At 46.0% G+C, this 11,750-nt stretch carries 13 protein-coding genes; 8 read left to right on the forward strand and 5 right to left on the reverse strand.

Annotated features, from left to right (window positions below):
* Positions 1 to 192, forward strand: a 192-nt coding sequence (locus ABIX36_RS03335) for a hypothetical protein (RefSeq protein ID WP_348080744.1), incomplete at its 5' end; no start/stop codon positions are given.
* Positions 193 to 319: 127 nt separating this feature from the next.
* On the opposite strand, the gene ABIX36_RS03340 is transcribed toward ABIX36_RS03335, so the two are convergent.
* From ABIX36_RS03340 to ABIX36_RS03355, 4 genes are all read right to left on the reverse strand, one after another.
* Entirely contained in the window at positions 320 to 2,056 is a 1,737-nt protein-coding gene (locus ABIX36_RS03340) for a hypothetical protein (protein ID WP_348080745.1), read from the reverse strand.
* A gap of 20 nt (positions 2,057 to 2,076) precedes the next feature.
* A complete protein-coding gene (locus ABIX36_RS03345) occupies positions 2,077 to 3,063 on the reverse strand; it encodes a FecR domain-containing protein (RefSeq protein WP_348080746.1) in 987 nt (328 codons plus the stop codon).
* A gap of 3 nt (positions 3,064 to 3,066) precedes the next feature.
* Complete coding sequence (locus tag ABIX36_RS03350; protein WP_348080747.1) at positions 3,067 to 3,639, reverse strand: RNA polymerase sigma-70 factor; 573 nt, start codon at positions 3,637 to 3,639, stop codon at positions 3,067 to 3,069.
* A gap of 162 nt (positions 3,640 to 3,801) precedes the next feature.
* Positions 3,802 to 4,476, reverse strand: a complete 675-nt coding sequence (locus ABIX36_RS03355; RefSeq protein WP_348080748.1) for a DUF6134 family protein — start codon at positions 4,474 to 4,476, stop codon at positions 3,802 to 3,804.
* Between the two features lie 200 nt (positions 4,477 to 4,676).
* Between ABIX36_RS03355 and ABIX36_RS03360 the strand changes: the two genes are divergently transcribed.
* The 4 genes from ABIX36_RS03360 (at position 4,677) to ABIX36_RS03375 (ending at position 7,751) form a co-directional block, all read left to right on the forward strand.
* Entirely contained in the window at positions 4,677 to 5,081 is a 405-nt protein-coding gene (locus ABIX36_RS03360; RefSeq protein ID WP_348080749.1) for a BlaI/MecI/CopY family transcriptional regulator, read from the forward strand.
* An 11-nt stretch (positions 5,082 to 5,092) separates the two neighbouring features.
* Positions 5,093 to 5,383 (forward strand): hypothetical protein, encoded by a 291-nt coding sequence (locus ABIX36_RS03365; protein WP_348080750.1) that lies wholly within the window; start codon positions 5,093 to 5,095, stop codon positions 5,381 to 5,383.
* Complete coding sequence (locus ABIX36_RS03370; RefSeq protein WP_348080751.1) at positions 5,364 to 6,695, forward strand: M56 family metallopeptidase; 1,332 nt, start codon at positions 5,364 to 5,366, stop codon at positions 6,693 to 6,695. Before ABIX36_RS03365 ends, ABIX36_RS03370 begins: the two co-directional genes overlap by 20 nt.
* Before the next feature lie 363 nt (positions 6,696 to 7,058).
* A complete protein-coding gene (locus tag ABIX36_RS03375; protein ID WP_348080752.1) occupies positions 7,059 to 7,751 on the forward strand; it encodes a hypothetical protein in 693 nt (230 codons plus the stop codon).
* A 50-nt stretch (positions 7,752 to 7,801) separates the two neighbouring features.
* On the opposite strand, the gene ABIX36_RS03380 is transcribed toward ABIX36_RS03375, so the two are convergent.
* Positions 7,802 to 8,614: a hypothetical protein gene (locus tag ABIX36_RS03380; RefSeq protein WP_348080753.1), complete on the reverse strand. Its 813-nt coding sequence runs from the start codon at positions 8,612 to 8,614 to the stop codon at positions 7,802 to 7,804.
* Between the two features lie 256 nt (positions 8,615 to 8,870).
* On the opposite strand from ABIX36_RS03380, the gene ABIX36_RS03385 reads away from it, so the two are divergent.
* From ABIX36_RS03385 to ABIX36_RS03395, 3 genes are all read left to right on the forward strand, one after another.
* On the forward strand, positions 8,871 to 9,890 hold the full coding sequence (locus tag ABIX36_RS03385; protein ID WP_348080754.1) for a sensor histidine kinase: 1,020 nt from the start codon (positions 8,871 to 8,873) through the stop codon (positions 9,888 to 9,890).
* Positions 9,887 to 10,600, forward strand: coding sequence for a LytTR family DNA-binding domain-containing protein (locus tag ABIX36_RS03390; protein WP_348080755.1), 714 nt, complete (start codon positions 9,887 to 9,889; stop codon positions 10,598 to 10,600). Before ABIX36_RS03385 ends, ABIX36_RS03390 begins: the two co-directional genes overlap by 4 nt.
* 75 nt (positions 10,601 to 10,675) lie before the next feature.
* The gene (locus tag ABIX36_RS03395) at positions 10,676 to 11,656 is read left to right on the forward strand and encodes a TIGR01212 family radical SAM protein (protein WP_348080756.1); all 981 of its coding nucleotides are present in this window, start codon (positions 10,676 to 10,678) and stop codon (positions 11,654 to 11,656) included.
* Positions 11,657 to 11,750 lie beyond the last annotated feature (94 nt).

Genomic DNA, 11,750 nt, shown 5'->3' on the forward strand with positions numbered 1-11,750 from the left:
GTTACAGTACCTATGGCTAAAGTGAAGATGGTTGCTATGGTTAAAAATGTTGTTTTCATGATTCCTAATATTTTGATTGTGAGTGCTATTTGTGTTTTTCGTTTTATTAAATACACCCATATGACGCACCCATTTAGGAAACGTTACAGCGAAATACGGCCAATTAGACGTACGGCGGGATTACATCGGTGAACGGGTGAAATAGGTCGGCGAAAAGTGTTTGGAAAATGTGCGGATGTGCAGATTACAGATGTGCAGATGAAATTCAGCCATTGGAGATCAGCGTTTGAGCCGGAGTACCTGGTGCAGGTTGGCTTTTCTAAAATAAATTCAGTCCCACATTCCAGCCATAAAACCAATTGGCTCTTTTATTCGGGTTGAAATTGGGATGCAGGTCTTGCAGTAAGGCGTAACCCTTTACCGCATTATATTGCCCGGTATAGTACAGGTTTACCGATGGACCGCCAGTAAGCGCCAGGCTCTTGCTTAGCCTGATGTTAATATTCGCGTCGAAGCGGTTAAGCAGGTTGGTATAGTGCCAGGTACCCTGGTACAGGTAACGGCTGCTTAGCTCAGGATTAAAGTTGAGCCATTTATTCAGCCCCAGCACGGTACCAAAACCCATCCCCATCCCGTAAATTTTGGCGTTCTCATTCAGCCTCGCGCCTCCGCTATAAATGGTATAAAAATTATCACTGCCCGATTTTAGGGAAAGGTTGGCGTTCAGCGTTTCGTTAGCACCGAGGGTTACTTTATGATAACCGTTCCGCACAATATTAATGAGCCCTACGCTAAACCCTTTGGAGGTATCTGCAATATTGATCAGCCCCACCTGCAAGCCGCGCAGGTGCCTGGCATAGTTAAAAAGTCCGCCCAATTGAATGCCCTCAAACCTGCTGCCTGCTACGTTACCCAATCCGGCTAATTGGATCCCGCTTACATTGTTATTAGCAATATTCCCAAATGGCGCTAATTGTACGCCCCATACTTTGCCGCGCACATGGTTATAAAAGCTTAGCTGAAAACCGTGCAGGTTACGTTTTACGCTATTGTGCAGCAGAGCAAGCTGCACCGCGTTCACATTGCCCAGCACATTATTGTAAAGCCCGGCTATCTGTACCCCGCCAACATTGCCGCCCACAACGTTAAATACCCCCGCAAATTGAAAGCTACGCACATTGCCCTTATCCAGGTTAAATATTATGCCCAGCTCTGCGCCATCCACGCCGGCGTTGTAACCACCTACCGCGTTAAGGGAAACAGTGTTCATTATCTGCCCATTCATAGCACCATGGGTGCTTACATTGGGTATAGCCGATGCCTGGAATGGCGCGTTGGCTATCAACCCCTTCAGGTTTGCTGCCTGGACCTTTTGTTTGGTGGAAAGGAAGAGTTTACCAAAAGAGGTTGTTTCTATCCCTTCAGGGTCATCATTTAAAGCGTAGTACAAAACGCTTTTACCCGTCACTTTGGTAATATTAACATCCCGCAAAAAGGTAATTGTGGTGTCTTTATAAAATTCCTTGCTAATGGTGACCTGCAGTTGCATCCCCCCGTTTTTTAGCTTCAGTTCAAAAAAACCGTCGGCATCGGTCAAAGTGCTTTGCAGCAGGTTGCGTTCGTAAACGCTGGCGTTGGGCAGTTTTTTTCCGCTGGCCTCGTCTACAATAAAGCCGTTTATTACAAATTCTTCGCCTTCGGTTGCGGTTTTATGGCTGAGTAAATTCAGTTGCAAAGGCGCGTACCGCAGAATGATAAACTCTGCAGCCTCTTTATACTCAAAGCGGCGCGCAAGCAGGTGGTCAAGGACTTCTTTTATTGTCCAGTTGTCGGCATCCAGGCTTACCAGGCTATCCGCTTTCAGCAGGTTGCTGTTGTACGAGAAGTAAAACTTGCCCTTTTCCTCCATCGTTTTCAGCATAACACCCAGCGGCTTGCCTTTGATGTGGATGGAAATATTCCGGCTCAGCAACGATTGCGCAAATAGCCGCGGACTGATAGCCGAAAGCAAAACACAGGCAGTAACAATAAACAGCGAACGCTTAAATTGATGCATGGATAGGATTAAGAAATATATTATTTAAGGATGATCTGCCCGTTTTTCCGTTCTGCCGAGATCTTAAATGTTTCGCGAATAACCATCAGCACCTGCTCCAGCGACTGGTCTTTAAACACCGTAGTAATGGGCATTTTTTCTATTGCCTTATTACCTATTACAATGTTTGCACCATAAATGGCGTTCAGTGCCGGCACCAATTCGCTCAGCGGGGTTTGATCGCATACCAGCTCTTTATTTACATAATAGCTGTAGAGCTTTCCTTTTACGCTTTGTTTGGAGAAACCGGTTTTGCTGTTATCTATCTCGGTTTTCTCGCCGGGGTTAAGGTTGATGTTATTCTGTTTTTTTGCAACATTTACAATACCGGTAGCTACAATTACTTCGGTTTTACCATCCCTGCTTTTTATATTGAAAGACGTACCAACCACCCGAATGGTTACATCGTTCACCTTAATTATAAAAGGTTTTGTTTTATCGGGTGTAACGCTGAAAAACGCCTCGCCCTGCAAGCTAACGGCACGGGTATCCCCTTTAAATTTTTCAGGGTACGATAGCTGCGATCGCTTATTCATCGTTACAACGGAGCCATCGGCCAAAGTATCTGTCAATACCTTATCATTACTCGCCACCGTCACCAGGGCCGCTGGTTGGTTAAAATAATTCACCGCTAAATATCCAACGGTACAAATCACCATAATAGCTGCCGCAATGGTCAGCCAGTTTGTTTTTTTAGGTTGAAGTGCCACCACTTTTGCCTCGCCGTTATCGGGCGTCCGTTTAATGCGGTTTTGCAGGCGGTTGTAGGCGGCATCTTCATCAACGGTGCTGGTATTTGCCAGTTGCAGGCTTTCGTCCCAGATCCTTTTTAACTGATTAAAATGAGCCAGGTTTACCTCATCGGCAGCCAACCATTCTTCCACCTCAGCGGTTTCGGCAGGCGTAGCTTCGCCAAGCAAGTGTTTCACCAGCAGATCATCGCTTATATGATTATTGCTCTTACTCATCTGTTAGCGGTTTATCCATATCAAAAATAGCAGCGTTAAAAATTCGGCCAGTTTTAGGCGCATCAGCTTCAGGGCCTTACCCATTTGGTTCTCAATGGTTTTTACCGAGAGCCCCATCTGGTCGGCAATTTGCTGATACCTTAATTGTTCAAACCGGCTCAGCTGAAAAATGATGCGGCATTGTTGCGGCAATTCGTTCATCGCCTGCCGGATGTGCCGTTCCAACTCATTGGCCATTATTTTTTTTGCTGAGTGGTCTTCCTGCTGTTCCATTTGCCCGGTATAATACACCTCAAAGTTGGCCTTCACTTTTTGGTGCTTTAAGTAGTTTAAACTCTCGTTATGCACCGACCGGTACAGGTAAGCTTTTAAAGAACCATCTGTTTTCAGCTGTTCTCGCTTTTCCCAAATGCGGCAAAAAACGTTCTGCACCACCTCCTCGGCCAGCTCATCATCTTTCATAAAAGTGTAGGCGTAGGCGTGCAGGCTTTTAAAATGGTCTTTAAATACCCTTTCAAATACCTTCTCGCTGCCCTGTTTTAGTAAAGTTATAACCGTGCTGTCGCTGTATTCCACCCTTAGCGGCTTATTATATGCGCTAAATATAGTGGGTTTTGTCTGAATCAGAATTTACAGAATCAAAGAATGAACAGAATTTATTGTCAAAGTGTTATCGCGTTCGCAAAAGGCTATTCTGAAAATCCTCTAATTCTGTAAATTCTGATTCAGACACTCTTCCTACGCCAACTGGATCTGAATCGTATAAAGCGAATGATGAATATCCACCTTGCTGCAAATGCCGTTGGCGTAGGTGTAATAATTATAGCTGCCATCCGGCAGATCGATCCGGTAAACGTGACTGCCGGTTTGCTTCACCTTTAAAAACTGCTGAAAATTATCCGAGTATACCTGCGCGTTATCGGCGGGTTCATGAGTATATAGCAGCATCAGGTTGGCGCTTATATCTTTTTGCTTAACGCTACCACTCTTACCTTCAGCTAAGGTTTGATAGGCATTGCCTATGGCAGTGGTTTGGCGGTTGGCTTTTTCTTTGCCATTCACGTTACGTAATACATGCGAGCTAACCAGCCTGCCGTTTTGGAAAGACGACTCCTCGTTGCAATTCACCCTGATGCTAAAAATGAAGCGCATTTTTACTTCAGATATCATTCTTAAATAAAGGTTCTCGCCGCTGCGTTTCTGGTACAGATCAAGGTGACCAACAACTTTACCGCTGTGCAACACATTGTATTTTGTAGTTTGCTCCTGCGCAAAGGTTGGCGCGGATAATGCCAGCAGCAGCATTAAAACTGCGGCGGTTTTTATGGTGCCCGTATTCCTGTTGGCCCGGTAACGGCTTAGTGCCGGTATGGCGTATTTCTTAACCAGCCATGTAATTAATGCTATCATCATTATGTGTATGTTTTGCTTTTATACACGTAGTACAATGATGGAAGGGTTTACCCCTATTGCCCTCTCAAATTTAACAGGATTTAGGGATTAAGAGATTGGACAGGATAAATTTCCTTACAGTCAACGAGCAAGATTTAAAAAAATAAAATTATTTTACCTTAACTATTGCAACGTACGTTTTCAATGCATACCTTTGGTTTATGATGTTGTTTAAGAAAGATAAACCCGCTGATAGCTTACCAACAAAAACCGAAATGGATGTGCTGCAAATACTTTGGCAGGATGGCCCTTCAACGGTGCGTTTTGTGCACGATAAGCTGAACGAGCAAAAAGAAGCGGTGATATATACCTCTACCCTGAAGCTGATGCAGGTGATGAAGGAAAAAGGTATGTTGGAGCGCGACGAAACCAACATGAAACACATTTACAGCGCCGCGCTGGAAGAAGACAAAGTGAAAGGCAACATGCTGGGCCGCTTTGTAGATTCGATGTACAATGGCTCGGCAAGCAGCCTGATGGTTGCACTATTGGGTAACGATAAAACATCAGAAGAAGAATTGCAGAAAATAAAAGAGTTGCTTAACAAAATGGACAAAGCCAAATAATACCCATCACCATGCACCTGCTTACACTCATCACCACCAACCGCGTTATCCAGGCATTTAGCTGGATGCTTATCCACTCGCTATGGCAGGGCTTGCTGCTGGCGATGGTTACCGCGCTGGTTTTGATGGCCACCCGCAAGGCAAGCGCGGCTGTAAGGTACAACCTGGTGCTTGCACAGTTCGCGCTTTTTATAGGGACGTGTGTTTACACCTTTATATGTGTTTGGAACCAGGAGACAGCAGAGGGACTTACGCAGGAGCTTACAGGCAAATTAGCGGCGGATGCTACCCTTATTGTTTAATATCGATACCCAAGGCATCAGGCGGTTTGGCTATGCCTGTATCAGCTACTTTACCGTGAACGCGCCTATGGTGGTGCTGGTTTGGTTTATCCTGTTCCTGTTCCGGTCGGTAAAGTTTATGGGTGGGCTGGTTTTTATTCAAAGGGCCAGGCACCGCGATATTGCTGTACCTAATGCCTACTGGCAGCAGCGCATGGCGATACTTTGCGAAAAACTGCAGTTAAAACGAGCAGTACAATTGCTGGAATCGGGCTATGTAAAAGTGCCTTTTGTAATAGGCCATTTAAAGCCGGTGATACTGATGCCAATGGGCTTGTTGGCAGGGTTTCCACCCGAACAGATAGAGGCTGTACTACTGCACGAACTGGCACACATCCGCCGGAACGATTACGTGGTGAACTTTTTGCAAGCCATCGCCGAAACGGTGTTCTTTTTTAACCCGGGGCTGATGTGGATCTCGTCTCTCCTGCGGGATGAGCGCGAAAACTGCTGCGACGACATTGCCCTGGCGCAAACCAAAAACAAGCGGGAATTTGTACAGGCGCTCATCAGCTTTAAAGAATACTCGCTGTATGGCGCGGGTTACCAGGTGGCATTCCCCGGTAAAAAGAACCATTTATTACAACGGGTGAGCCGAATTTTGCAAAACCAAAACAAGGCCCTGGGCACTGCCGAAAAGGTTTTCTTTATGGCGGGTGTGTTGATCCTGTCGGCAATGGTGGCAACAGCGGCTATTACACAAATCGGGGGGATCGCTCATCGCGAAGCAAAACCAAAAATGGAAGTTACACAGCAGGCTGTTCAACCGAAAAATGCAGTATCGGAGCCAGTAAGCATCGTTAAGAAAGAAGATAAGAACAAAGCAAAAGAGCCGCTTCCTCTCATTCAAAAAACTGAACCTGCGGCTTTTGATAATGCAATGGTATCGGCCAAAGAAAAAGCAGATATGGAAATCGTTTTAAAGCAAAAGTATGCTTCTGAACTGGCTAAGATGGAAGCAGACCGCGCTAAGGAAGTTTACGATAGAGCCTTATATGAGAGCCAATCAAACACCAGCACACCCACAAAACAAAAGGACCAGGCCGAACTTGACCAACTGCAAGCCAAACGCGATAAAGAACAAGCCGAACGCGATATGAAGCAGGCCGCTATTGACCAGGCACAGGCAGCCAAAGACCAGATACAGGCCAAACGCGACCAGGAGCAAGCCATCCGGGATCAGCAACAGGCCGGTAAAGACCAGCAACAAGCCAAAAAAGACCAGCAACGAGTACAGCAAAATCAAAAAAACAACGTTAGCGTTCAACTGTAAACACAACACCGCTAAAACTTTAGCGTGGGGAAAGCGCGCCCTGCCCTGTAGAAATAGCACTTAATAAATCCAACCGGCACCGCATTTTTTAAAACTTACCAATGGTGAGGCGGAATTGTATTGCCCAATTTTCAACCTTTAGATCAAATAAAATGAAAACCAAATTTTTAAAACATGGCCTGTTATTGGCCGCAATGGCCGCAACTACCCTAAGCTATGGGCAGGCGAAGAAAAAAACCGTTCGCGATAATTCGCCTAACAGCAATTACATGACCCCCCCCCCGCACCAACGGGCAAGAGGTAGAGGAGTTTCGCACCAACTGGAATGGTGTGGTTTACAAAGCAAAATTTGTGAACGATAAAATGACGGAGCTTTATATAGATGGCGAACAGATCCCCGCCGCCAAATGGGGCGATTACAGCGCCGTGCTCACCAAAATAAAGGAGCAGATAAAGCGGGATAAAATCCAGGCTAAGAAAGACCAGGAACAGGCCGCCCGTGACATGGTGCAAGCCAAACGCGACCAGGAGCAAGCCGGTCGTGACCAGCTGCAGGCTAAGCGCGATGCGGAACAAGCGCAAAAAGACGCCTTACAAGCCAAACGTGATGCCGAGCAGGCACAAAGAGACCAGGCCGGTGCAGGCGATGCACAAGTACAAGCCAAACGCGATCAGGAACGTGCACAGCTTGACCAATTACAGGCGAAAAAAGACCAGGAGCAGGCAGCAAAAGATATGGTGCAGGCAAAACGCGACCAGGAGCAAGCCGCCAAAGACCAGATCCAGGCTAAAAAGGATCAGGAACAAGCGCGTCAGGATCAACTGCTGATGAAAGCTTTAATTGGCGACCTGGTGAAGGATAAAGTGATAGGTAGTGAAAAGAGCCTGCACGACCTCACCCTCAACACGGAGGAGATGACCGTGAACGGCAAAAAACAGCCTGAAGCTGTTTTTACGAAGTATAAAGAGAAGTACAAACGCTTCACACATCTTAACTTCAGCTATGGTAATGCTGATGGAGTGCGTACTTACCAGGGTTTGCATATTAGCAATTGAGATTAAACTAATTCACCACAGCGTCATTGCTATGACGGGCTGATTATTTTTTACTTGCCAAACTTTGTTAAAACGTTAACTGCGGCTGCGGGCATTTTTACTTTGTAGCGGTACATGCCGGCGAAGTTGTCCTCCTCTTTTAAAAACTCGTGGTTCTTTTTGCTTATCCAGAAGGTTTCGGTAGCGTGGCGGCCAGCGTTATCGCTTTCATTGAACAAGATCCAGCAATCAACCTTTTGGTTATCGTAGGTGGTTATTATTTCGCTGCCGGTCACTTTGTAGATGATGTACTCAGGTTTGCTGTAGCCTGCATCGTAAAAGTTGATGGCGAACGTTTTACCGGCAGCCAAAGGCAGCATCTCAAAGGTTTCCATATCCAGGTTCCAGTTGTAGCAGGGAGCAGTAAAATCCAGCGAGAAGGTTTTGGCGGTGTTTACCGCCACGGTATCGGCCCCCACAATTTTTTGATTGCTCCAGTTGAAAGATTTGTTTTTACCGTTTACGGTTTCCGAATGGTAGATGGGCGAAAAGTCGCTTGCCTTGTTTATCGAGTATACGGTACGGTAACTGGCGGTATCTCCACCATACCAATGTTGGTTGGTAACAAATATCTTTTGCCCGTTTTGGGTTTCTACTTTAGTATCGCGCAGCCAAAGCCAAAACCGCATTACTTTAGGGCTTTTTGGGTTTTGGAAATAAACCATGTACTGGCGCAAGCCCGGTTTCAGGCTGGCGGTGTTCAGGCGGTTATCTTTCAGACGAATAGTATCTACCTGTTGTGCCAGCGTATATTTCGGCTGTGCCGATAAAAATAAAGTAAGCAGGCTAATTAAAATTGCAGGTATGGTGCAGTTGGTTTTCATGTTATTGAATTGTTAATGGTTTTAAGTTTTTCATTTATCAAGGGCGAATTTGTGCCTCTGCAAAAGCATTCCGAAAACGTTTCAACCCTATGCCCACTATATTTAGCGTTTGGCTTGCTCAATTCAACAGGTGGTAAAACAGCGGCCTAAACCGCCAATTGATGTAAGCGTTGATAAAACAACCCTTTCTATTGAATAAATAAGGCCCGGCGTTTAAAACTATCGCGGGGCACCAAAAAGCTTTGTATTTTTAAACATGAAATTATTCTCTGGTAAGCTTACCGCCATCCAGTTGCAGCAGGCCGTTTGGGTATCTGTTTTTGTGGTGATCATGCTCTCCCTGCTGCCGATGGACCCATTTGGGCAGGCGTTTGCTTATGCTGTTATATACACCGCTTTTTACGCGGCTATTATTTATGGTAACATCCTTTGGCTTTTCCCACGACTTTACCAAAAAGGGCGCTTTGTATGGTATGTGCTGGCGGTTATTGTATTCCTTTTTGCGGTGGGCATCATCCGGGGCTTTATTACGCTTACGGTTTACAATACCTTCTTTGCCCCCAAGCCCACGGCGATGACATTTAAAGTATTGGCGAGTTTTATTGTAGGCGGCATACTCATCTTCCTGCTCAGCTTTATCTTCCGCATTGCGATAGCTTATTTCGATCTGAAGCGGCAATCGGAAGAGATGCTCGCCCAAAAAACACAGGCCGAGCTTAACCTGCTGAAATCGCAGGTGCAGCCGCATTTCCTCTTCAACACGTTGAATAATATTTATTACGAAGCTTATTTGGAGGCGCCACGCACGGCGGGGCTGATAGAGCAGCTATCCAACATCATGCGCTATTTTGTGGATGAAAGCCCAAAACAGGTGGTATCCATCGGTACCGAGGTCCAGTTTATCGAGAACTACATCGAGCTGGAAAAGATCCGTATCCGGTACGATATCAGCATTAATTTTACAAAAGAATGCGATGCCGCCAAGAGCATCCCACCTATGCTGCTGATGGCTTTTGTAGAAAATGTTTTTAAGCACGGCATTGATAAATCAAGCGTGGATAACAGGATAAACCTCGCGCTGATACAAGAAAACGGCAGGCTGCTGTTTACGGTGGAAAACACCATACCCGATGTACCTTTAAACCCAAACTCTACCGGCTCGGGTATCGGGAATTTACGTAAGCGGCTCATCCTGCTGTACCGGGATGATTTTGAGCTATCCACACAAAATAATGGCGATATTTACCATGCCCACTTAAACATCCCGCTGAAATGAACCTGAGGTGCATCATTATAGACGACGAGCCAAATGCCGTGAACCTGCTGGAGGTGCTCATTGGGCAAACTACCCAGTGGCAGCTTTTAGGTAAATGCTACAATGCTTTAGAGGCGATAGAATTTTTAAAAAAGCACACTGTAGATTTCATTTTCCTGGACATCAATATGCCACACCTTACGGGGATGGAACTGGCGGGACTGTTGCCAAAGGACACCAAAATTGTGTTCACCACTGCCTATGCCGAGCACGCCGCCGAAAGCTACGCCTACCAAACCATTGATTACCTGCTTAAACCCATCACCCTTAAACGCTTTGTAGCCGCCACTCAAAAAATTGAAGCCAGTTTCGACAAACAGCCGCCTTCTACGGAGACAACCACCGCCAAACCGGAGGCCGACTACTTCTTTTTTAAATCCGGCAAAACACTGCGTAAGATCTTACTGGACGAAGTGCTCTACTTCGAGAGCGAAAAAGAATACGTTCGCCTGGTAACCGGCATCGAAGAACTGCTGATATACCGCCGCTTAAAGGATATTGAAGAGCAACTGCCGCAGCCTTTTGTACGGGTGCATAACTCTTACATTGTAAATACTCGCTTGCTTAACAAGATCCAGGATAACCACATTTACATCGGCACCAAACAGATCCCCGTAAGCGACAAATTCCGCGAAGGTTTTATGGAGATGATACGGCAGCGGATATTTTAGCCAAGTTACCCTCTTAGCAGGAGACTGTAAGCAGTGCTTAAATCGGTATAATCTAAAATGATTACCTTTGCACTAATGCAATCAGTATCAGAAATACAATCGGTGCCATCAGCTTTAAAATCGGTGGAATCCCCGTGGGAGAAGGGCTATAACAATTATGGCCCATGGCTTAAAGAGAAGTACAAAGGGCATCGTGTGTTTAAGGTTATTGTAGATGGCGGCTTTACCTGTCCCAACCGCGATGGCAGCAAAGGCTACGGCGGCTGCACCTATTGCAATGTAGATTCATTCACGCCATCTGTTAGTCGCAATGCCCCAACCGTGCGCGAGCAGGTGATACAGGGTATGGAACGCGCCCGCAAGGGCAACAAGGCCGATAAATTCATCATCTACTTTCAGCCGAATACCAATACTTATGCCCCGGCACATTATTTAAAAATGATGTATGACGAAGCGTTAAGCTACGGTACCGAGGATATTGTGGGCCTGAGCGTGGGTACCCGCCCGGATTGCATCGATGCCGAAAAAATAGCCTTACTGGAAAGTTATACCGATAGGTTTGATGTAGACCTGGAGATGGGCATGGAAAGCATTTACGATGAAACGCTTAACCAGATCAACCGCGGCTGCAGCCACGATGAATTGCTGAAAGCACTAAAACTTACCGAGAACACCAAACTGGATGTTTGCGTACATACCATCTTCGGTTTCCCATGGGAAAGCCACGAGATGATGCTGAAGTATGCCGACGAGATCAATCGCCACGCGCAGATAAAATTCGTAAAATTCCATCACCTGCATATTGTGGAAGGCAGCGTAATGGGCGTAAAATACAAACGCGAGCCATTTAAGCTTTTTGGGCTGGATGAGTACGCCGAATTTTTATGTGAGCTATTACCACGCGTTCGCCCCGATATCATTATTCAGCGCCTCTTCGGCCTCAGCGACCGCGAACTACTCATAGCCCCTAACTGGGGACTGAAAAAAAGCGAGATCCAATATTACATCGACCAAAAGATATTAAGCAAAGGCATCGTCCAAGGCTCGGCACTTTAAACCCTTTCTTCCAATTTGTCATCATCCAATGCAAACATAGGATGACAAAGTTTATTTTCTGTTAAGCCACAATCTACCGGCGTTTTACTCCTTG

Source organism: Mucilaginibacter sp. (genome assembly GCF_039925265.1).
In the GTDB taxonomy this organism is placed as follows: domain Bacteria; phylum Bacteroidota; class Bacteroidia; order Sphingobacteriales; family Sphingobacteriaceae; genus Mucilaginibacter.